This window comes from Trichocoleus sp. FACHB-46 (assembly GCF_014695385.1).
Lineage (GTDB): Bacteria > Cyanobacteriota > Cyanobacteriia > FACHB-46 > FACHB-46 > Trichocoleus.
In genome coordinates this window covers 441,314-462,409 of record NZ_JACJOD010000031.1, presented here as the reverse complement: position 1 = coordinate 462,409, position 21,096 = coordinate 441,314, and the positions used below count along the sequence as shown (strand labels likewise).

The 21,096-nt window shown below is 49.5% G+C and carries 18 protein-coding genes; 4 read left to right on the top strand and 14 right to left on the bottom strand.

Translation table 11 applies throughout. The features are described from left to right. The first annotated feature begins 39 nt into the window (after nt 1-39). From H6F72_RS20130 to H6F72_RS20120, 3 genes are all read left to right on the top strand, one after another. Nucleotides 40-1,104, top strand: a complete 1,065-nt coding sequence (locus H6F72_RS20130; protein ID WP_304940954.1) for an NAD(P)-dependent alcohol dehydrogenase — start codon at nt 40-42, stop codon at nt 1,102-1,104. A 234-nt stretch (nt 1,105-1,338) separates the two neighbouring features. After that, nucleotides 1,339-2,415, top strand: coding sequence for a magnesium-protoporphyrin IX monomethyl ester (oxidative) cyclase (gene acsF / locus H6F72_RS20125; protein ID WP_190439787.1), 1,077 nt, complete (start codon nt 1,339-1,341; stop codon nt 2,413-2,415). A gap of 95 nt (nt 2,416-2,510) precedes the next feature. After that, the gene (locus H6F72_RS20120; RefSeq protein ID WP_242017026.1) at nt 2,511-3,266 is read left to right on the top strand and encodes a hypothetical protein; all 756 of its coding nucleotides are present in this window, start codon (nt 2,511-2,513) and stop codon (nt 3,264-3,266) included. A gap of 23 nt (nt 3,267-3,289) precedes the next feature. On the opposite strand, the gene H6F72_RS20115 is transcribed toward H6F72_RS20120, so the two are convergent. The 5 genes from H6F72_RS20115 to H6F72_RS20095 all read right to left on the bottom strand — a co-directional run bounded on the left by H6F72_RS20115 (nt 3,290) and on the right by H6F72_RS20095 (nt 10,111). Further along, a complete protein-coding gene (locus H6F72_RS20115; protein WP_190439785.1) occupies nt 3,290-4,105 on the bottom strand; it encodes a PIG-L deacetylase family protein in 816 nt (271 codons plus the stop codon). Between the two features lie 32 nt (nt 4,106-4,137). Next, on the bottom strand, nt 4,138-5,001 hold the full coding sequence (locus H6F72_RS20110) for a glycosyltransferase family 2 protein (RefSeq protein WP_190439782.1): 864 nt from the start codon (nt 4,999-5,001) through the stop codon (nt 4,138-4,140). A gap of 680 nt (nt 5,002-5,681) precedes the next feature. Next, nucleotides 5,682-6,791, bottom strand: coding sequence for an NC domain-containing protein (locus H6F72_RS20105; RefSeq protein WP_190439780.1), 1,110 nt, complete (start codon nt 6,789-6,791; stop codon nt 5,682-5,684). Nucleotides 6,792-6,905: 114 nt separating this feature from the next. Next, complete coding sequence (locus tag H6F72_RS20100; RefSeq protein WP_190439775.1) at nt 6,906-9,128, bottom strand: GAF domain-containing protein; 2,223 nt, start codon at nt 9,126-9,128, stop codon at nt 6,906-6,908. A gap of 176 nt (nt 9,129-9,304) precedes the next feature. Beyond that, the gene (locus tag H6F72_RS20095) at nt 9,305-10,111 is read right to left on the bottom strand and encodes an MOSC domain-containing protein (protein WP_190439768.1); all 807 of its coding nucleotides are present in this window, start codon (nt 10,109-10,111) and stop codon (nt 9,305-9,307) included. Between the two features lie 213 nt (nt 10,112-10,324). On the opposite strand from H6F72_RS20095, the gene H6F72_RS20090 reads away from it, so the two are divergent. Further along, nucleotides 10,325-11,134: a hypothetical protein gene (locus H6F72_RS20090; protein ID WP_190439765.1), complete on the top strand. Its 810-nt coding sequence runs from the start codon at nt 10,325-10,327 to the stop codon at nt 11,132-11,134. Nucleotides 11,135-11,226: 92 nt separating this feature from the next. Here the strand turns inward: H6F72_RS20090 and H6F72_RS20085 are convergent, their stop codons facing one another. From H6F72_RS20085 to H6F72_RS20045, 9 genes are all read right to left on the bottom strand, one after another. Continuing rightward, a complete protein-coding gene (locus tag H6F72_RS20085; protein WP_190439762.1) occupies nt 11,227-12,066 on the bottom strand; it encodes a metallophosphoesterase in 840 nt (279 codons plus the stop codon). A gap of 59 nt (nt 12,067-12,125) precedes the next feature. After that, the gene (locus tag H6F72_RS20080) at nt 12,126-12,809 is read right to left on the bottom strand and encodes a response regulator transcription factor (RefSeq protein ID WP_190439760.1); all 684 of its coding nucleotides are present in this window, start codon (nt 12,807-12,809) and stop codon (nt 12,126-12,128) included. Beyond that, entirely contained in the window at nt 12,806-14,287 is a 1,482-nt protein-coding gene (locus H6F72_RS20075) for a cell wall metabolism sensor histidine kinase WalK (RefSeq protein WP_190439757.1), read from the bottom strand. Before H6F72_RS20075 ends, H6F72_RS20080 begins: the two co-directional genes overlap by 4 nt. A gap of 137 nt (nt 14,288-14,424) precedes the next feature. Next, nucleotides 14,425-14,976, bottom strand: coding sequence for an HD domain-containing protein (locus tag H6F72_RS20070; protein WP_190439755.1), 552 nt, complete (start codon nt 14,974-14,976; stop codon nt 14,425-14,427). Nucleotides 14,977-15,054: 78 nt separating this feature from the next. Next, a complete protein-coding gene (locus H6F72_RS20065) occupies nt 15,055-15,507 on the bottom strand; it encodes a nitrate reductase associated protein (RefSeq protein WP_190439752.1) in 453 nt (150 codons plus the stop codon). A gap of 182 nt (nt 15,508-15,689) precedes the next feature. Further along, entirely contained in the window at nt 15,690-16,154 is a 465-nt protein-coding gene (locus H6F72_RS20060; protein ID WP_190439749.1) for a phosphate-starvation-inducible PsiE family protein, read from the bottom strand. Nucleotides 16,155-16,174: 20 nt separating this feature from the next. Beyond that, complete coding sequence (locus tag H6F72_RS20055; protein ID WP_190439746.1) at nt 16,175-18,385, bottom strand: molybdopterin oxidoreductase family protein; 2,211 nt, start codon at nt 18,383-18,385, stop codon at nt 16,175-16,177. 206 nt (nt 18,386-18,591) lie between these two features. Continuing rightward, nucleotides 18,592-20,109, bottom strand: coding sequence for a NarK family nitrate/nitrite MFS transporter (locus tag H6F72_RS20050; protein ID WP_190439743.1), 1,518 nt, complete (start codon nt 20,107-20,109; stop codon nt 18,592-18,594). Between the two features lie 111 nt (nt 20,110-20,220). Next, a complete protein-coding gene (locus tag H6F72_RS20045; RefSeq protein ID WP_190439741.1) occupies nt 20,221-21,054 on the bottom strand; it encodes a nitrate ABC transporter ATP-binding protein in 834 nt (277 codons plus the stop codon). Between the last annotated feature and the right edge of the window lie 42 nt (nt 21,055-21,096).

The window sequence follows — 21,096 nt, the reverse complement described above, 5'->3', positions numbered from 1 at the left end:
AGCATTAGCAGTGCCAAACGTAAACCATAGGAGCATTCATTGATTTACAACACGAAAGCGTATGCGGCAGCCAGTGCAACATCACCACTGACCTCTACCCAGATCAAGCGACGCAATCCAACTGAACACGATGTACAGATCGAAATCTTGTTTTGCGGCATCTGTCACTCTGATGTTCATTCAGTACGTGACGAGTGGAGCGACTTTATGTCCACTACCTACCCGATTGTCCCGGGTCATGAGATCGTCGGTCGTGTAACTCAGGTTGGCTCAGCAGTGACTAAGTACAAACCGGGCGATCTGGCTGCGATCGGCTGCATGGTTGATTCGGATTTGACCTGTCCTCGCTGCCAAGCTGGCTTTCAGCAGTTTTGTCACAATGTCATCTTCACCTACAACTCCCCGGACAAGCACAAGACTGCTCCAGTTACCTACGGTGGCTACTCCGATAGCATTGTCGCTGATGAACGCTTCGTTCTGCGAGTTCCAGAGAACCTCGATCTGGCTGGAGTCGCGCCGCTGCTTTGCGCCGGGATTACAACCTATTCACCCCTGCGCCACTGGGGTGTTACCGAGGGCAAGAAGGTTGGCGTGGTTGGTCTGGGCGGGCTGGGACACATGGGTGTGAAATTCGCCCATGCGTTCGGTGCTCACGTTGTTGTCTTTACCACCTCGCCTGACAAGACGGAAGACGCGCTTCGCCTCGGTGCTGATGAAGTGGTCGTTTCCCGTAATGCTGACGAGATGAAGAAGCACGAGGACAGCTTCGATTTCATTCTCGATACCGTCTCCGCCAAACATGACATCAACGCCTATCTCAACCTGCTCCGCCTCGACGGTAACATTACCCTAGTTGGTGCACCAGAGAAGCCGCTGGATATCGCGGCATTCAGCCTTCTCGTGGGTCGCCGCAGTCTTTCTGGCTCTATGATCGGCGGCATCCCAGAAACCCAGGAAATGCTCGATTTCTGCGGTCAGCACAACATTACCTCTGATGTTGAAGTTGTCCCTATCCAAAAGGTCAACGAAGCTTACGATCGCCTGCTCAAGTCTGATGTGAAATACCGCTTTGTCATTGATATGGCTTCCCTGAAATTAGAATAGAGGCGGGGAACGTAGATACCAACCGCTTGGATTATTGCGATCGCACCTGTCTTTACCAAGACTCACAGAAGTTGACGCGATGTTGCAACTCTTAACACGATCGCCTCGCTTCAACCTCCCAGACCTTGTAAACTAAAGTGCATAGAAAATGCCGCATTTACGTCTTGGCTTCCTCTGTATTGCTTTCATGGCTCTAGACCTGAGGCACAGAATCATAAAAGAGCAGAAACACCTATGGTAGATTCCCTCAAGAAACCTGGTTTTGAAGAACTGAAGCCAGGAATCAAAGTCCCCGCGAAGGAAACCATTCTCACTCCTCGGTTCTACACCACCGACTTTGATGAGATGGCAAAGATGGACATCTCTCCCAACGAGGACGAGTTGAGAGCCATCCTGGAAGAATTTCGGGCTGACTACAATCGCCACCATTTTGTGCGGGATGCTGAGTTTGAGCAATCTTGGGATCACATTGATGGCGAAACCCGTCAGCTATTTATTGAGTTTCTAGAGCGCTCTTGCACCGCTGAGTTCTCTGGCTTCCTGCTCTACAAAGAACTAGCCCGCAAGCTGAAAGACAAGAACCCCTTGCTAGCAGAGTGCTTCTCGCTGATGTCGCGGGATGAGGCGCGTCACGCTGGTTTCCTCAACAAGGCGATGACCGACTTCAACATGTCGCTCGACTTGGGTTTCTTGACCAAGAGCCGCAGCTACACTTTCTTTAAGCCGAAGTTTATCTTCTACGCGACTTACCTCTCTGAAAAGATTGGCTACTGGCGGTACATCACAATCTTCCGTCACCTAGAGTCGCACCCTGAGAATCGCATCTACCCCATTTTCCGATTCTTTGATAACTGGTGCCAAGATGAGAACCGTCATGGTGACTTCTTTGACGCCATCATGAAGGCTCAGCCCCAGTTCCTCAACGATTGGAAAGCAAAACTCTGGAGTCGCTTCTTCTTGCTCTCCGTTTTTGCCACCATGTACCTCAACGACCTTCAGCGCTCTGGTTTCTACGCTTCTCTGGGCCTGAATGCTAGAGATTATGATCTGCATGTGATCAACAAAACCAACGAAACTGCGGGTCGCGTTTTCCCCGTAATTTTGGATGTAGAAAATCCTAAATTCGTGGCTCGGATGGATAAGGCGGCTGAGGCATTTCTGAAGCTGAACAAGGTCATTGAGTCTAACCAGCCCAAAGCCGTGAAGTTCTTCCAGAAGCTACCACACATCGGTTCGATCGCTTGGCAAATGCTGCGGTTGTACCTGATGAAGCCGATTGATATGGTGGCTTTAGAAGGCACTGTACGCTAACGTTTCAGATTGGCTCCGAATGCTGGCGGTTCTGTTGAATGCAGAACCGTTTTTTTATGGGAACCTGCTTGATTCTTCACCCATCAATTGCTTGCATGGAGAGACAAATCATTTATTGGCAATGGCTGCGATCGCCCCTCCGCTTGGGACTGTTTGCCAGCTTACTGATCGGGCTTTTTAGTGGGAATAATTGGGCTGTGGCTCAGGAAGCTCCTGGGCCTAACACCCAATCCCCTGAGGTGTCTCAGGCTGCGAGTGACTTGGATTTAAAGCCAGAGGTCATTGAAGAAAGTCCGGTGTTGCAGCGTTGGTTACGCGAGGTGCCCAATGTGTTGTCAGAAATTAAACATGATCCGAGTTTTCGGACGCGAGTTCGGGCAGGCTACTCTCAGTTCCCTTCCACAGATCACGCTGGCGGTTGGAATGTGGGTGTGGAGGATATTTTTTTAGGGCGAAGTGGCTTAACGGTGAGTGGGGAATATCAAGCTGCGTTTAATGGCGATCGCGAAGCTTATGGCGGAGATGTGCGCTATTATGTGCGGCCTTTGGGTAGCTATGTCAATGTTGCGCCTGTGGTGGGCTACCGTCATTTAGAAACCGAGCAGTACTCAACGGATGGAGTGAATGTCGGGGTGCGGGTTTTATTGGTGATGTCTCGTACTGGGGCTGCTGATGTCTCCCTAACCCAAAGTTGGGTGTCTCCTGGTTCCGATAAGGAAGTAGGGCTAACGACGCTGTCGGCTGGCTACGCAGTGACGAACAATCTACGCTTGTCTACGGATATCCAAAAGCAAAACTCCCGCTTTGCTAAAGATAGCCGTGTGGGAGTTTCTTTGGAGTGGATGCCTTAATGCTGAAGGGTTGTAAGTTAACTCTATTTCTGATTCGCTTCTGGTCGGAAGAAGATTTCGTAGGGAGACAGAAAGCGATCGAGAAAGCCTGGAGGCAGCAGGGGTTTTGTTTCGGGTGGCAATGGTTGATATTGTGAGCGATACACCTCTAGAGCCTGCCGTTTGCGATCGCGCATAGCGATAATTGGCAAACGGTAAGCATTTTTTAGCTCCGGTGTGCTAAAGTCCCAGACCCAAGGTTTCCACAGAGACCAGACTGGATATTGAATTAACTCCGCTGGGATTCTAGAAGCCAGAAGAGCTGTGTGAATCAGCTCATAGGCCGCTATGTGGTCGGCGTTCACATCTTTTCGATAGGGGACATATACTTCTTCGGGCCTGATGGTCTGCAATAGCTGAACTAGCTGGGCGAGCATTTGCTGGCGCTCACTACTCGATAATTTGGGCAGATGACCATCTAGTTGGCTCAAGAAGTGGATTTGAGATGGCTGAACACTCAAGATTTGCAAGGCATCAATCGCCTCCTGTTGGCGAATTCGTACCATCTCCTCTCCTTTAATAAAAGGATGTTTTGGATGCGAGGAGCGGCCATCTGTCAAAAACACAACCTGAATCGGGATGTTTTGTTCTTGTTTGAGGGCAATTAAGCCGCCACATCCCAGACTTTCATCATCTTGATGGGGTGCAAAAACAATCGCTGATTTCTGGCTCAGATGCATAGGCCGACTGTTAACCAGTAACCAGCGCCACAAAGCTGGAGCGTAGACGGTTCGCTTGAACCGGAAATTTAGAGATTCCCGTTTGCGATGTAACTTCTGGAAAAATCTGCTTAATAACATTAGATATTGCACCCTCAAATCTGACAAAACTTTTAGAGCGCCCAAACTTTGTACTTGATGCTTCCCTGGAGACGGCCCCACCGCCACGCTAATCTCCAACACCATTGGCGGCGGCTTTCCAACGAGCGGACTTGTGGCATTTCTTGGAGCAAGCGACCCCAAGATTTTAAGCCCGTCTTCCAAGAAAATGGGTGCATCCCTAACGCTTGGTATTTTTTGTAAAGCAGCACCTCAGACTCGGCCCACTGTCTTGCTTGTCGATACATACCTGTCAAGGTTGGGCGGTAACGCACGTAGAGTACCGCATCAGGAACGAAGTGTAGCTTTACGCCGGATAGTTGCAGTCGCCAGCAATAATCGATGTCTTCTAACCGCAAAACTGACTCATCAAAGCCACCCATAGCTTCGTGCAGCGATCGCTTAACTCCCATTCCTCCACCGCCTGTAAACAGCAGATGCGGCATGTAGCGGCTTTTGGGCAATTCAGTTTCTTGAGTACAGGGGTGGGCTCTCACCAGCCAAGACTCGTTGAGTTTATTGGGGTCAAATCGACACCCCACGAAGTCATATTCAGCCAGCGCCTGCCCCATTGCTGCCACCCAACCTGGTGCAACCTCATCATCGGCATCACAAAAAGCGAGTGCTTCACCTTGAGCTGCTCTCGTCCCTGCATTACGGGCAGGACCTGCGCCCGCTTTGTGGGAGGCATCGACAATCCGTAAGTTGGGGATTCGACTCTGATATTGACGTACAATCTCCAGTGAAGCGTCGGTGGAGCCATTGTCCGCAACGATTACTTCCCACGGCTCCGACCACTGCTGTTGCGCCAAGGCGTCTAACTGTTTAGCGATTGTATTGGCTGCATTGAAACAAGCAATAATGACACTTAATTTCATCAAATCTCCAGGGCTATTTCAGCCAGGTCAACTTCTTGGCTCCATTGATTACGACTTTGCTCTAGTTGTCAGCACAACTAGTCCACCAGCGTGACTAGTAGGTGGGGTGATGCATCGAAGGTACGATATCGAATAGGTTAGTTTTTCGGTACTACAACGTTAGGCCACGCTCAGCAACGCTGCGATCGCGGTGTCCACTTAAGCACTCCTAATGGGGTAATTGGTTGGTCAGCGAAACTAATAAACGATGAGGATTATTGAGGGTTATTACCGAATCTAGTCAGTTCTTAAAATAACTTTAAGCTAGCTAGATTCGGTATTATTACGGAGCTGTGTAAATATTCCTCCAATTTAGTTAAGTCTGCCAGCTGTCAACGCCATCTTTTATTCGATCTTTAAACTTAAGCGGAGAATTTATAAGGCAGTATGAATGTTAGTGATACAAGGGCTACATCCTCTTGTGTTAGGTGAGCTTTTAAGCTAATAAGGGCACCCTGTGGGATCACTACGCATTTTCAGGCTGCTAATCTGACGACTGCAATTGCCTCTACGTTTGAAAACTCATACCAAGTGATCACCTTATACTGAGTTGCAACCCAATCTGTAATTATGGAACTAGTGCTGAATGCTGAGAACTTTTTAGCTGATTATGAGGTTACGACTAATAAAGTGACTTAGTATTAATTTACACTAATGAGTTTTAGCGATTCGGATAGCATGATATACATCAGTTTGGCTCCCTCAGGTTGGGGTTCTGCTGGTTTGAGTTGCAGCCATTCCTGAAAGCTGATGCCTAGTTGAGCGATCGCCTGTACTTCACTTTGATACGCTTCAAAGCGACGATACGTTTCAATCATTGCCTCCATTTTTTCCATCACTTTAGGCAGTTTGGAGTAAATCAAGGCTCCGTTGTTCTTGAACTGCGTATACTCTATGACTGCATCTGGAAGTGAGCGTACCCACTGGTCGTTGCTTTGGGCAATCTTAAAAAAGTTTGAGCGCTGCTCTTGAAATATAGAATTCTCGTTTAGCTCTGGATTTAGCCACTTATAAACATGGGTCAATCTTGATAAATCAATCTCTTCATTTAAGGAGGGATGTAAGTAAGCAGCAGGGTTAGTTGTAAGCAGGATATTGATATATTTTTCAAGCCGAGGACGAAGAACTATATTGCCTTTTTGCAAGCAAAGAGATGCTGTAGTTGGCTCTCCTAGCTCTAAATGGCAACGTGCCTCAGCAATACAGGCTAGAAATAATGTTAGAAGATGCTTATCCGCAGCTCGGCTGCTAGACTCGATTGCACTATCGGCATATGCAAGGTAATGTTCCTTGGCTTCCAAGAAGCGATTAATTGCTTGAGCAGCAAAAACTTTGCGATTATCAGGATCAGCCATTGTAAAAGCAAAATCTGCCAAGCTTATCGCTGCACGAAGATTTGCATAAAATGACAGGTTAATTTTGACGGCTAATTGCTCATTAGATTTCAAGAGGACTTCTTTGGTTTGCTGTAGCTGTTTCTCGACATGATTTAGGCGATCGCTCACCATCTGGAATCCCATTACTGAGACACCTAGATTAATGATCGAAACTCCTAAATTAAGGACGCTAGCAACAGAACCGATGTCAGAGAGAATTCCAGGCATTGAGCTTGGTACAATTTCACGCAACCATTGAACTGTACGTTTTGTCTGTGTTTCACGAATCATGCCTCCTACTCTTTCATAAGTGCCGTCTGCGAGACCTTTTTTGATCTCGTCTGTCAGCACAAATGTTGTTGTAACTGTAGTCATAAATTTCTACTCTTCTTGTGAATACGAGCTAATTCTAAAATTCTTTGTTAGAGTTCCCGAAAATTAGCTAACCCGTAACCACTAAAGAACATGGAGATCTAATTGTGAAAAATTTTAATTGTCAAAATGTCCTAGAGGACTATTAAGAGGTAATTCAACAATAAAATTAGTTAAATTTTTATCACTCTGCACCTGAATTGAACCACCTAAATGTGTGACCAGCTTACGTACTAGAGATAACCCCAATCCAGTACCTGGTTGCTTCCAAGGGTCAGAACTAGGAATCCGGTAGAACTTGTCAAAAATTCGAATTTGCTCGTCGGGTGGAATTTCTACGCCAGAGTTACTTACAGTTAGCTGCAAAGTTTCTGGTTGAGCCACAGTTGAGACAGTGATATGTTCCTGAGCAGGAGTGTATTTACAAGCATTACTGAGCAACTCAGATAGAATTCGCTCCAAATGAGAGGCATCAGATATGAGAAAAGGTAATTGATCGGGAAGCTGAAGTTGGAGTGTTTGCTGTAAATTGTTTGCTTGTTCTACAAAAGGCTCAATGATTACAGGTAGCCAATTGTACAAATTAATTACCCCTAACTCTAAGGATTGGTTGCCTGCATCCAGCCGTTGCAGATCGAGCAAATCATCAATTAAATTAATTTCTCGCTCACATTCATCTTTGAGAATTTGTAGATAGCGAGTGGTTTTACTCCCTTCAGGATGGGATTGCGAAGCGTATTTAGTGCGCTCTTTTTGTAGGGATAATTCCAGCATGTGAGTTGCCATTTTCATACTGGCCATTGGAGTTCGTAACTCATGGGAAACCGTGCTGAGAAATTCATCCTTAAGGCGATTCAGCTTTTCGAGCGCTTCTACTTGAGCTTGGGAAGATTGGTACAGCCGAGCTTGGCGGATGGCGATCGCACACTGATTTGTTACTTGAAGTACTAAGCGAATTTCTAATTCATTGAAAACGGCATACTTTTCCTTAAACAGCCACAAATCGCCAATTACACCTTGGTCGTCAAAAATTGGGCAAGCCAACATCGCCAAGCGGCCTCGACCGGAAGCTGGGGTGATTTCGCAAAACTGCGAATACTGTCCTTGGTGAAGTTGCTGATAAATTTCGGGAAATTCAACTGCTTTTGGCACTAAGCGGCAGCCTACCGTATTAGGCATCATGTACTCGTGAGGAATCTTGGCGCAGAGCTGCTCTCCCCCATAAAGGCTGGTACCACAGCAAGAAACTCCCAACACATTAACCAGTTCTGCTATTGCCGTTTCAAGGATTTGGCTCTCATCGAGGCTGTCACGAACTTTATCGGTAATCCGTTTCAGCATTGCTTCATACTCCAGCGCTCGCTGCAATTGAGTCGTGCGCTCCTGCACTTGGCATTCTAAGTCGGCGTTGAGATGTTGCACCTGTTGGTACAGTTCTGATTGCTGAATCGCGATCGCCACTTGGGTCGTGAGTCGCTCCACCAGCTTGATTTCGGAAGGTTGCCACCGTCGAGGACCAGAGCAGTGATGAGCTAGGAGTAGTCCCCACAGTTGGTCTCCCTGCAAGATCGGCACGACTAAGTTGGCGCGGACGTTAAATTGAGCCAACAAGTTAATGTGACAAGGCGCAATCCCGGCGGTGTAAATATCCTCGACTGCTCGCACATGGCCCTGCTTGTACTGCGTAATGTAGGTGAGGGCGAAGCAAGGGTCTTTCGTATTCTTGCCCAACACAGAGGGCCATTCGCTTCCAACCGATTCGACTGCGATCGTGCCACTCCAGTCAGGTTCAAAACGATAAACGCTGACGCGATCGGTTTGAAGAAACTGTCGTACCTCGACAACTGTAGTGTTGAGAATATCTTCTAAATTGAGCGATTGCCGAATGCGTTGCGAAATCACTCCCATCAAGTGTTCCCACTCGGTTTGTTGGTGCAGTTCTACCATCGCTTTGCTGGCTTGAAGCAACCGCCGCACCCTTTGCCGCAACACGGCCCAATGGATCGGTTTGGTGATGTAGTCCGTAGCTCCTGCGGCAAAAGCTTGATCAACCGAAGCTTGGTCATCTAGTCCGGTGATCACCAATAGAGGGGTGCGATCGCCTCCTGGTAATGTTTTGAGCTGACGGCAACAGGTGAAGCCATCCATTACAGGCATGATGGCATCGAGCAAGACAATATCTGGGCGGAGGCGAGCATAAATCGTCAAACACTGCTCTCCGTCTCGCGCTTCGGCGACTCGGTATCCTTCTTCCTCCATGGTTTCTCGTAACAGCGATCGCGCCGTTTTATTGTCATCGACAATGAGAATTAGAGGAGCATCTGGAGAGACAGAACTCATGCTGGGCACTTCTAGTCTGGGGCAGACTGCATTGGGGGTGAATAGAAGCTTTGTAGTGAACTTCTAGTGAATAAAGTTTTTGTTTATAATCTGCCCTAGTATGCCCACTATTCAAGGTTCTCTATAGAGCAAAAGCGCGGATTCTACATCGGCCGCCCCAGCAAGAAAGTCCGCAATTAAGAGGATGTCACTTCGATCAAGCGATCGCCAATTGTCACCGTGCCACTTTGAAGGACTGTAGCCAGAACTCCGGTTTGACGATGACCTAAGGTGGGTTGCAACGCCGCGAAAATGGAGCAATCTTGCATGCCTGTATCTGGATTGACATCAACATTGACACAACGGTTGATCGGCGCTGCGATTGCCACTTGAGCAGTACCCAGTTGAAAGGTTTTGCCGACCCAACTCAACTCTTCCCAAGCAGGAATGCCTGTGAGCATAACGTTGGGTCGGAAGCGGCGCGGATCAACGGCATGTCCTAACTTCTGGCCTAAATCTTCTAAGCTAGCTTGGTTGATCAGCGAAATATGGACAGGATCGCGGTCAGGGTAGCGGGTGCTATTGCCGTCTCCGACTAAACGCAAAGGTGTTTTTTCGGGATGGCGAGCGGTGGCAGTGGGTTGCAGCGCCGCTAAGTATCCGGTAAAAAAAGCGCCAATGCGATCGCGCCCTTTGGGTGTGTTAGTCGCTTCAGCTAATAACTCTACCCCTTGCTGCTTCACCATTAACTGGCTGGTGACTGGGTCATACTCGCAAGTGAGGCTGGCTAAACCAGGCCAGTCAGCTTGCATGGCAAAATTGTTTTTCCTCATCCACGGCACTTCGGCTTCTGACTCCATTGAGGCTGCATCGGCATACATCAGGGCAAAGCCGCGATCGCCTGGAATGCCGTGGCCTGCTTGGAGCGAGACGCGATCGCCAGCATGAGGGGTTAGCCCTTTGATGAAATAGGTAAACAGGTGGGTGACTTCTATGGTGCTCATCTATCTGTTGTGCGATCGCTCTTAAATCAAAATTTCATTTCTAATCCTGCCATTTATTCCGGATAGAGCCCCACCTTCTTAGAAGAAAGGAATGGTAGATGCACCCTGAATTCAATCCCTGGCTTCGGCTGGGGGTTTTTTGTTTCTGGTCCAGTTGTAAATTTTTTAATCTGGATTCCGTAGGTCTAGAGCTAGGCATGTACTTTTAGATGCATGAGTATGCATCAAATCCGCGATCGCCACAAATATGCCATTCTTTCCTGGGCAGTTTTGCTGATCAGCCTCACGGAAACCCTTCTAGGAATTCCTACTCTAGCTCAGGGGAGTAGCAAACCCACCAACCAGTCACCGTTGCCGCCCGCCTATGTAGAGGCGATTGAGGATGCCAAATTAGCAGAGCCGCAGGAAATTTACCGTAACCTCACACCCATTGTTTGGTACAACCCTGCTTTAGTTTGGGATCGAAGCCGCGTTTTAGTCACAGTGTGGACCACTTATTCTGGGTACGCCAGCCGAGTGGGTGGTTTGATACGTTTGCCTCTCGATCTTTGGGTGACAGCGGCTCCCGATTTACAAAATTTCTGCAAAACCTACCGTCCTACCCAGAAAGTCTCCCTAGCCTATCGACTCAACCAACTGTTGGGATTGCCTCCAGATGCAGCGAACCAGTCCCGATACATCGTGGAATTGTGGGTAGAACCGAGACACCTGTTTCGTCCCACGCCTGACCCTGACATTAGCGATCGCGAGGCAACCTTAGAATTTCCGCTGAATGAGTTTGCCACAACCCCGCCGAGTTATCAGGAGTGGTTTAGCGCTCAGTTTGCCAGTCGCTACCCCGCTACGGGTAAGTCTTATCCCTGGACTCAACTGGGATACACCTATGACTGGGGTAGTCAATCGGATTGGCAACGGGTTGAGCCAAATCACCCCGCTCAGGTAGGCTTAAGCGAATTTGTGGTTCGCCAGGGAGCTCAGGTAACAGTTCGTTCTACTCAGAGCGCTGAAGCGTATTGCCGCTAGCTCAACCGTTGTCTAATATTAGATCGCCCTGCTGATTTAGGATAAACGACCTGAGCGGGCAGCCAACTCCAAGGCAATAGCGCATCACGTCCTCATGCGTCCTGGCAAACGAGGGTAATCGCAGTGACTTCCGGTGGACAAAAGAGCCGCCCAGGGAGATAAGTGCCGAGACCCCGGTTGACGTAAAGCAAATTATCTCCGACTTGATGTAAGCCGCTGGCCCATTCCCAATGCTGCACCACTCGGTGGCAATGTTTTCTCATAGACGGAATGGCGCTGCGGATCGTTTTGGGAATGCTGTAGAAAACATCTTCGTACAATTTGGAAATTGTGCCAAAACCAGGGATGACAACTTGACCACCGTGAGTGTGGCCAGAAAGTTGCAAATCTACGCGCCACTTTTGCAGAATTTGGGCCGTATCCGGATTATGGGAAAGAACAATCCGGGGCAGAGCGGGATCTAAATCGCTGAGGACTGGAGTGGGGGCAAACTCTCCTGACCAAAAATCGGCTAAACCTACAAAGGCTAAATCGCTGCCCAAGGGATAAGCCACTTGATTCCACAAAACCTGAGTACCAATACTGGTGAGGGCAGCCGTGACTTCAGCTTGAGAGTGATCTTCGTGCAGATCGTGGTTGCCTAAAACTGCCAAGATGCCTAAGCGGCTGCGTAATTGCTTTAGATGCCGCACCAGATCATGAATGGGTTCTGGCTCATCCGTGACATAGTCCCCGGTCAGCAAAATTAAATCTGGCTCCAAGGCATTACTAGCAGCGATCGCCTGGGTGAGTAAATCGTCTGAGAGCCGCAAACCATCGTAGTGAAAATCAGAAAACTGCACGAGCTTTGTATTGTGCAGAGCCGGAGGGAGCCCAGCGATCGCAACAGTCACAGGATCAACGCTTAACGGTCCAGTCAGGAGTCTGTGCATGGCTTCAGGATGGCTGACTTCACTGGCCTCAGCCTAGCATTTCAGGTCTGCAAATATACTCAGTCACGCAAGACGTAACCTACCCCCCGCACGGTTTGGATCAGGCGTTTTTCTTGGTTGGCCTCGAGTTTGAGGCGGAGATAGCGAATGTAGACCTCAATAATGTTTGAGTCACCCATGAAGTCGTAGCCCCAGACCTGCTCCAAAATGCGATCGCGGGTAATTACTTGGCGCGGGTGAGCCATGAGGAAATCTAGCAGATCAAATTCTTTCGCAGTAAGTTCAATAGCGCGATCACCTCGGAAGACTTCGCGAGTTTGGCGATTCAGACTGAGATCTGTGAACTGTAAAACTTCTGGTTCAGTTTCTTGCACTCGTCGGAGGTGGGCTCGGACTCGTGCTAGCAATTCTTCAATACTGAACGGTTTGACGACATAATCGTCGGCTCCTGCGTCCAGCCCTGCCACGCGATCGCTAACTTCATCCTTGGCCGTGAGGAGCACCACTGGAACTTTATCGCCTGTGGTGCGGAGGCGACGGCAGACTTCCAAACCTGACAAACCAGGCAGCATCCAGTCGAGAATAATTAAATCGGGCTTGGCATCTCGGGCTGTGGTCAGTCCTACGAAGCCATCGTGCGCCAGACTCACCTGATAGCCTTCATAGCTCAGCTCGAGCTCAATAAATCGAGCCAGCTTCACTTCATCTTCAACCACTAGGATGTGGGCTGGAGGGGCGGTCATAGTTTTACAGAGGGATTGGGTAGAGTGACCGTAAAGACGCTGCCCTCCCCTAGTTTGGAGCGCACCGTAATGCTGCCTCCCATACCTTCGACTAAGGTTTTCACAATCGACAGCCCCAGGCCACTGCCTCCAGTCGAGCGAGAACGAGCTTCATCCACGCGGTAGAAGCGCTCAAAGATGCGGGTTTGGTGGGGGAGATCAATACCGCAACCGCGATCGCTGACTTGGAGAGCGACAAACTCATCAAACTGATGCAGGCGTAAAGTCACAGGGGTATGAGGCTCAGAATATTTAACCGCGTTATCGATTAGATTGATCAATACCTGGCGCAAACGGCTGCGATCGGCTTTGACGTGAATCGATTCTGCTCCAGAACCGTGGGCATCGAGACGCTCAATTTCAACTTGAATGGTATGACTACTGAATGGGTCTGCCATGCTAGCCACCTCGCGTAGCAGTGCAGCTAAGTCAATCGGTTCCCAGGAGAGATGCAAATAGCCACTGTCGGCTCTGGCAAGATCGAGGAGGTCTTGCAACAACCGAATAATGCGCTCGGTTTCGACCGCAGCAATATCCAGGGCTTCCTGCTGAGCTTCTGTTAAGTTCTGGCTGCGGCGCTGCATACTTTGCAGATAGCCATGCACAATCGTCAGCGGCGTACGTAATTCGTGAGAAACATTGCTGACGAATTCTCGCTGTTGCGTCCAAGAGTCAGACAAGCGAGACAACATCGTATTGAAAGTCTGCGCTAAATCAGTGACTTCGCTAGGGGCACTATCGAGTTGCAATTGTGCTTGTCCTAAGTCATCCACCGAAATAACTTGAGTCATCTGGCTCATCTCTCGCAAAGGTTGTAGCGATCGCCGAATATAAGACGCGATCGCCATTGCTAACGCCAGGATTGCTAGCAAATTGACTAAGCTTAAGCTGCGAATCAAGCCCAAAAACCGAGCTTGATCACGGGTAATATCTTGAGCAATATAGAGTTTGCCGATGCGAGTGCCGTTAATGGCTAAAGGCTCGCTACTGAGCAGCAAATAAGAGCCATTAATCCAAGAACTTTGAGGTTTAGTCGGCAGCCAGGGCAGAGAATCCACTGCCGCCACAATTTGGCTGGCTCGCTCCGTCTTCAACGTTTCCGCTTGCGCTAAAACACTGCCATCCGGGGCCCTAGCCCAAATGAGCAGATTCGGACTAGTGACGTTGTTGATGGCCCGTCGCAACCCAATGTCTACCGGAATCATTTCGCTGTACAGTTCCACATCGCGTGGCAAGCGATCGGTGAGATAGATAATATTTTGTTTGTGAGAATCAATCAGAATTTGGTAGGTCGTCCAAGTTGTCCAGATTGCCACCCCACCGAAACTGAGAACTGATGCCCCTATAATGCCAACCGTGAGCCGAAATTGTAGCGAAAATGGATCGATTCGCCCCTTGTTTTGAGTAATTTTTGTGAGCAAATCGCCAATGAGATTCATTCAACTAGCTATTGGTGAAAATTCAATTTTGTCTACTCAAAGCTATTTTTTTACTTCACAATCAAGTAAAAGTAAAACTTAAAAAGATGATGTGGCTCTAAACCAAATATTAGTTTTTCCTGAGAAAGTTAGATACTTCAGCGATCGCTCAGTTGACTGATCCCTTGTTGATAAACCTGATCAAATACAGCTTCTAACTGAGCGTGGTTACCCCGCATCTGATCCACCACTTGCTTTGCCCAGACAAAATACTCGCGCTGGCGATCGCAAGACCAATCCGCCGGAGGTGAGGCAATAATATCTCGCAAATTAGAGATTTTGTCAGCCAGTTTCACCAACTTTGCCTTGTCACTTAAATGCGCTGCATGCTCAACTTGCTGTTGTTTTCGCTCTTGTTTAGGTAGAGATTTGTCATCTGTCACCTCTTTGACCAACTGCTGTACCTCCTCGCCAAACTCCTGAGCCAACTCAGCGAAAGTCGTTGCAGTATCCTCAACCGTGTCATGGAGTAGTGCTGCCATAATTACCGCTGGATCTGTGACTCCTCCGGTATTCCACAACAAATTCACCAAACTAATTGGGTGATTAATGTAAGGAGAAGCCTCTAAATCTTTGCGTCGTTGATCTCGATGCTTACGCGCCGCAAAATCTAAAGCTTGCAAAATCAACCCAGCTTGTTGCGATTCCATAGAACTGCTCCACGTCAGCACCTCTAGTCTATGAACTACAAGCCTGATTTAGCTCTGAGTAATTTTGCGGAGTTTTTGTCAGACCAACTGGAACTCCTGCATGGCTGGCAAAAAATTGCTGTTTTCGTGACCCGATCGACTGAGTTTAAGCAGCACAAAGCGTTGCAGTGGTAAGAGCGATCGCCATTGCTCCAGCGTCAACCCTACCCCAGTTTCCGTAGCCTTCTCCTGCACACTCACCGGAATTGCAGTTTCATCCATCCAAGCAGGGCAGGCCTCAATCGGCAAATCACTCGCAGCGTGGCCCGTATGCTCCACAACTATCCGCTGTAAATGCTCCCGATAACTCACAACATCCGCCTCCATCAGACAAGGGAGATCTACCAAAGATTGCCGCTCCCCTTGCGTAAACTGATGCCAATGTTGCAACTTCAACTTCACACCACAAGTATCCAGCTTGTAGCGCACCTGCATGGGAATACAACGGAGAGACTCAACAAAATCAGCTTCAAACTGGAAAAAATCAGACATGAGGAGGGGAGTAGAGGAGGGATGAAGGAGGAAGGGGTGAGGAGTCAGAAGGAATGAAAAAAGAAATAGAACCAGAATCGAAACACTGACAGTTACGTTCGTTTGGAGGGGGCCTGGGGGACGCAACCGTCCCTCAGCGGGGGTTTGGGGGCGAGTGCCCCCAAGGTTCGGATTTCGTAAATTTAGTGCTCCTTAGCATTCACATGACGAACCACCCAATAACTAATAGAGAGAGAGAAAATCGCGATCGCCAAACCAATCAACTCCACCCCCGTCGTCTTCTCAAAATCCAAAATAATAATTTTACGCGCCACCGCAATCAGCGAAGTCACCACCACCAGTTCCACTTGCACCACATGCTTGCGCAGATAAGCCGCAATATTTTCTAGAATCTCTAGCGCAATCAAGATATTGAGAAATAGCCCAAAGATCTCAATCAGTGTGGTGCTAAATAACCCAAAAGGCTCAGAAAAGATCTCTAAAATCAGAAATCTCACCAAATCAATCACTGCTACGGCTAAAACCACCACCATAGCAATCGACAAAGCTCTAGAAACTAATGCTTCGGCCCCACCCAGGAACCTAAGAAAGTTCTCATTGCTGCCAGCATCGGCACACTGTCTGGTGACTTTTTTCAGCGATCGCATCTTTACAGCGCTCAGCCAGATTAAGAAGATGGTGCGAGAATACTCGATCGCGCGGCGGGATGCAAATTCTCTTGAGGACTCATACCCGCTTTGATCGGCACCAATTGCACCGCACAAGCTTTCAACTCTGGCTGTTTAGAATCGGGACAACACTCTGGATGCGTCAGGGCATTCGCTTCGGCCTGGTCAGCCCACAAAAAGCCCCAATGCATCGGCACAAACACCGTCCCAGGTGCGATCGCCTTCGTTACCGTGACTGGAAAACGGGCCAACCCCCGCCGCGATCGCACCTCCACCCAATCTTTGTCTTGTAAGCCCAATTCAGACGCATCGCGAGGATGAATTTCTAGAAAAGGATTGGGATGCATTTGCCGAGTTTTCTCAATTCGCCCGGTGCGAGTTTGGGTGTGCCAGTGACCGTAAAGACGACCTGTCGTCAGCACCAAAGGATATTCTGGGTCAGGCCGTTCAGCTAAACCGCGAGAATGGTAAGCCCCAAAACGTGCCCGCCCATCGGGAGTGTGGAATCGAAGCTCCTGATAGAGTCTGGCAGGTTCTCCAGGCTTGACCTGACCCGAGTCTCGACAAGGCCACTGAGCCGGGCCTTTAACTCGCAGGCGTTCGTGGCTCAGTCCCGTCATTTCGCAAGGGCGATCGCGAGTAACTTGAGCAAATTCAGCGTAGACTTCCGCAGAAGTCGTAAAGGCAAACTGTTGAGCAAATCCTAAGCGCCGTCCCACTTCCGCAAAGATTTCCCAATCCGCTTTTGCTTCACCCGGGCGATCGCGAAACGCCTGACAAAGGGTGACTCGTCGCTCCGAGTTGGTCATCACTCCAGTTTTTTCACCCCACTGGGCTGCTGGTAAAAGTAGATGAGCATACTCAGCTGTTTCCGTGGGGAAGTAGGCATCTTGGTAAATGGTGAAGGGCGATCGCTTCAGCGCGGCTTTGGTGCGCTCCAAGTCAGGCATACTCACCGCAGGATTGGTGGCAGCAATCCACAGTACACCCACATCTCCCTGCTCTAGCCCGGTGATCATTTCCCAAGCCGTCCGACCTGGATGCGGAGAAATCTGCCCAGGCTTAAGGCCCCAAAACTGCTCCAGTTCCGCTCGGTGCTGGGGATTTTGCACCACGCGGTAGCCTGGAAGCAAGTGAGCTAAGCCACCTGCCTCTCGGCCCCCCATCGCATTGGGTTGACCAGTTAGAGAAAATGGCCCTGCTCCGGGCTTGCCGATTTGCCCTGTCATCAGGTGCAGGTTGATCAGGGTTCGGACTTTAGCCGTACCTTCGCTAGATTGGTTGACTCCCATCGACCAGAGGGAAAGTACTCGCTCAGATTCCCCCCAGTAACGAGCCGCGGTTTCTAAATCTTCCACGGCAATGCCACAGCGCTGCGCCGTCATCTCCGGCGTGTAATCTTGCATGACCTGAGCAAAGGCCGGGAAGTTAGCAGTGCATTCATCGATAAAGCTGACATCAAAGTGGCCCCACCGCATCAGCAAGTGAGCCATGCCGTTCATTAAGTCGATATCAGTGCCAGGACGAATAGCTAAATGGAGATCTGCGGCTTGGGCGGTGGCGGTTTCGCGCGGATCGACCACAATCATTTTGACGTGGCGGTTTTGCTTGTGGTACTTCCGCAGGCGATTAAAAATGATGGGATGACATTCGGCAGTGTTAGTTCCAATCAGAAACGCGCAATCGGCCAGTTCTAGATCGTCGTAGCAGCAGGGAGGACCATCGGCCCCGAAGCTTTGAATGTAACCAGAGACCGCTGAAGACATGCAAAGACGCGAATTGGCATCAAAGTTGTTGGTGCCGAGACACCCCTTCAGCAGTTTTTGTGCCGTGTAGTAGTCCTCGGTTTGGAATTGACCGGACCCGTACATGCAGATTGCTTCGGGCCCTTGCGTGTACCGGACGGTTTGCATGCGCTGCACGATGCAGTCAAAAGCTTCTTCCCAGGTGATGCGGCGAAACGGCTGGGTCAAAGTATCCCGCAGCATGGGATAGAGCAGGCGGTCTTTATTCAACGATTCTGCGATCGTGGCTCCCTTGACGCAGACCATTCCTTGGCTAGAAGGATGAGCGCGATCGCCCCGGACTTGCCAAATGGGTGTACCAGCACTATCTCTGTTAATCGGCTTACCAGGCTGCGCGGGTGGCAACACTTCTAAGCCACAGCCAACACCACAGTAAGGACAGAGAGTTTTAGTCGAGTCAGTCATAACTGTCGTCTATTGGTAACCGTACATCTAAGAGAAAAAATGGTAGCGTCAAGCGGCGAGAGCTATAATGCTGCCTGCTTGACGCTTTTTCTCTGCTAGCGATACGGATGTTCGATGGGCTTACACTTTGGATAAGCATAAATACTTACCATTCTAATGTAGGCAACCTGAAAATGAGGCAGCACGCCCCCTTTAGAGATGGGTGATTAGGAATTAGTATGTGATTCATCCGCCAACATAGGAATGGACTGGAGATCTGAGGTTTCAGCTGGGTCATCGTAGTGAGCGGCAAAGGAGCCTTGGGGTTCTTGCAGCAAGAAGGCGCATAAGCTGGCGCAAATCAGCGCGGCGATTCCCATCGTTTGGAATAGCACCTGAGCATCGGTAAGGCTGAAGATGGTGAGATAAACCACGCCACCAAAGTTGCCGTAGGCACCAACATTTCCGGCGACTTGTCCTGTGATCTCTTTTTTAATCAGAGGCACGATGCTGTAAGTAGCTCCACAACCAGCTTGGGCAAAGTAAGCCGAAAACATGGTGACAGCGATCGCCAAAGGAATGGGCCAGTTTTGGTTAATGTTATAGGCCAAGAGATAGCCAACGCCGATGCCAAACATGAGGAGGGTCATCGTCCATTTGCGGCTACCAAATTTGTCGGAGATCAAGCCGCCGCTGGGACGAGAAACTAAGTTGAGGAAGGGATAGCAAGCTGCGATCATCGCTGCCATCACATGCTCTAGCGCAAAGGTGTTCTCGAAAAAAGCAGGCAGCATGGAAACAGCCGCGAGTTCAGAGCCAAAGCTGGTGACATAAGTGAACTCTAGCAAGGCAATTTGGCGGAATTGGTAGCGATCGCTAGGTTTATAGATTTTTTTGCCGCTCAACAATTCGCGGTTGACATCCCAAGCTTTGTGAGTTTGATAAGCAAACAGAGCGGCCAGTAAACCCCAAGCCACCAACATTTGAGGCGTGTTGAAAAAGTTGATTTGGGGTTGTGCTAAGCGCCATGCTAACAAGGCCAACGCCAGGATCAAACCTAAGTTGGATAGGATCAACGCCCAAAAGCTTTTAACACTGGTGACTTCGAGCGAGCCGCTGCGCTTGGGACGGTGATATTCCTGCCCGGAGGGAGTGTCTTGCGCCATCCGCATGTAGATGTAGCCGTAAATGGCTGCAACGATGCCGCTCAGGGCGATCGCCATCCGCCAACCGCTACTGCCGCCGACTAAAAAAGCACTAGCAACGGCAAGCGAGGGGAGAGCAAACTCCGCTGCAAAGGCTCCAAAGTTACCCCAGCCGCCATATACGCCTTCGGCTACCCCAATTTCTTTAGGCGGAAACCACTCGGACACCATGCGAATGCCAACGACAAAGCCAGCGCCAACAATACCCATAAGGAGACGGCTAATCACCAACTGGCCGAAGTCTTGGGATAGAGCGGTGGCTAAGCAAGGAACGACGGCAAACATCAACAACACGGAATAGGTAATCCGGGGGCCGAAACGATCCAGCAGCATGCCAATGATGATGCGGGCTGGAATTGTTAGCGCCAGGTTACAAATGCCTAACGTTTTAACTTGCTCAGTGGTGAGGTTTAAGTCTTTGCCGATGGTGGTGGCAAAGGGCGCAAAGTTAAACCAGCAAACAAAAGTGAGAAAAAAGGCAAACCACGTCAGGTGAAGAATACGGTAGCGACCCCTGAATGACACCAATCCTTGAAGCACGTCAAAACCTTTGAATTCAACAGAGGGATCAATCCCTAATTCCAAGCGGGTAAAGTTGCGGGTACGGAGTGAGAGATAGCCCCAAAATCAATGCAGTTGTCAGAACCAGAGTTAGTGCGCTAAGGCAAAGCGACTGTAGAGGAAATCAAGCGCATAGTTGCGGAGGCTGTAGTATTCTGGGCTTTCTAGCAACTGAGCGCGATCGCGGGGACGAGGGAAGGGGATCTCTAGCACCTCACCAATCTGAGCCGAGGGGCCATTGGTCATCATCACCAGGCGATCGGCTAGGAATAGTGCCTCATCAATGTCGTGGGTAATCATCATCACGGTGCAACGATGATCCCGCCAGATTTGCAGCAATTCCTCTTGCAGTTCTTCCTTCGTGATTGCGTCTAGCGCTCCAAAGGGTTCATCCAAGATCAACACTTCCGGACGAATGGCCAGAGCACGGGCGATCGCGACCCGCTGTTTCATCCCGCCCGACAGTTGCCCTGGTTTTTTGTCAGCGGCTTCTGTTAGACCCACCATTGCCAGGTGCTCCCGGACAATCTTCACCTTCTCGGCCCGTGGCTTGTCGGGATAGACTTCATCCACGCCGAGGTAGACGTTTTCAAAAGCGCTCATCCAAGGCAGCAAAGCATAATTCTGGAACACCATCATCCGGTCGGGTCCAGGCTGAGTAATGCGTTTGGTTTGCAGGCGCACTTCTCCAGTGGTGGGTTTGTTAAAGCCTGCCACCATGTTTAGGAGGGTTGACTTACCACAGCCAGAGTGCCCGATGACGCAGATAAACTCGCCTTCGTAGACTGTGAGATCAATTCCATCTAAAACTGTGTAGGGACCGTTGGGTGTGGGGTAGACCTTAGAAACGTTGTCAATGACCAAGAAGGGGTCTCGGTTCATGGCTGGAGATGAATCTAAGGCTTGACCGTCGAGAATTTGCATGGTTCCTAGGGGAGGAGGGATGAGAGGAAGGATGAAAAGGGA

Coding starts and splice junctions, on each gene's coding strand:
- acsF (WP_190439787.1), top strand. CDS start 1,339: ATGGTAGATTCCCTCAAGAAACCTGGTTTTGAAGAACTGAAGCCAGGA.
- H6F72_RS20120 (WP_242017026.1), top strand. CDS start 2,511: ATGGAGAGACAAATCATTTATTGGCAATGGCTGCGATCGCCCCTCCGC.
- H6F72_RS20115 (WP_190439785.1), bottom strand. CDS start 4,105: ATGTTATTAAGCAGATTTTTCCAGAAGTTACATCGCAAACGGGAATCT.
- H6F72_RS20110 (WP_190439782.1), bottom strand. CDS start 5,001: ATGAAATTAAGTGTCATTATTGCTTGTTTCAATGCAGCCAATACAATC.
- H6F72_RS20105 (WP_190439780.1), bottom strand. CDS start 6,791: ATGACTACAGTTACAACAACATTTGTGCTGACAGACGAGATCAAAAAA.
- H6F72_RS20100 (WP_190439775.1), bottom strand. CDS start 9,128: ATGAGTTCTGTCTCTCCAGATGCTCCTCTAATTCTCATTGTCGATGAC.
- H6F72_RS20095 (WP_190439768.1), bottom strand. CDS start 10,111: ATGAGCACCATAGAAGTCACCCACCTGTTTACCTATTTCATCAAAGGG.
- H6F72_RS20090 (WP_190439765.1), top strand. CDS start 10,325: ATGAGTATGCATCAAATCCGCGATCGCCACAAATATGCCATTCTTTCC.
- H6F72_RS20085 (WP_190439762.1), bottom strand. CDS start 12,066: ATGCACAGACTCCTGACTGGACCGTTAAGCGTTGATCCTGTGACTGTT.
- H6F72_RS20080 (WP_190439760.1), bottom strand. CDS start 12,809: ATGACCGCCCCTCCAGCCCACATCCTAGTGGTTGAAGATGAAGTGAAG.
- H6F72_RS20075 (WP_190439757.1), bottom strand. CDS start 14,287: ATGAATCTCATTGGCGATTTGCTCACAAAAATTACTCAAAACAAGGGG.
- H6F72_RS20070 (WP_190439755.1), bottom strand. CDS start 14,976: ATGGAATCGCAACAAGCTGGGTTGATTTTGCAAGCTTTAGATTTTGCG.
- H6F72_RS20065 (WP_190439752.1), bottom strand. CDS start 15,507: ATGTCTGATTTTTTCCAGTTTGAAGCTGATTTTGTTGAGTCTCTCCGT.
- H6F72_RS20060 (WP_190439749.1), bottom strand. CDS start 16,154: ATGCGATCGCTGAAAAAAGTCACCAGACAGTGTGCCGATGCTGGCAGC.
- H6F72_RS20055 (WP_190439746.1), bottom strand. CDS start 18,385: ATGACTGACTCGACTAAAACTCTCTGTCCTTACTGTGGTGTTGGCTGT.
- H6F72_RS20045 (WP_190439741.1), bottom strand. CDS start 21,054: ATGCAAATTCTCGACGGTCAAGCCTTAGATTCATCTCCAGCCATGAAC.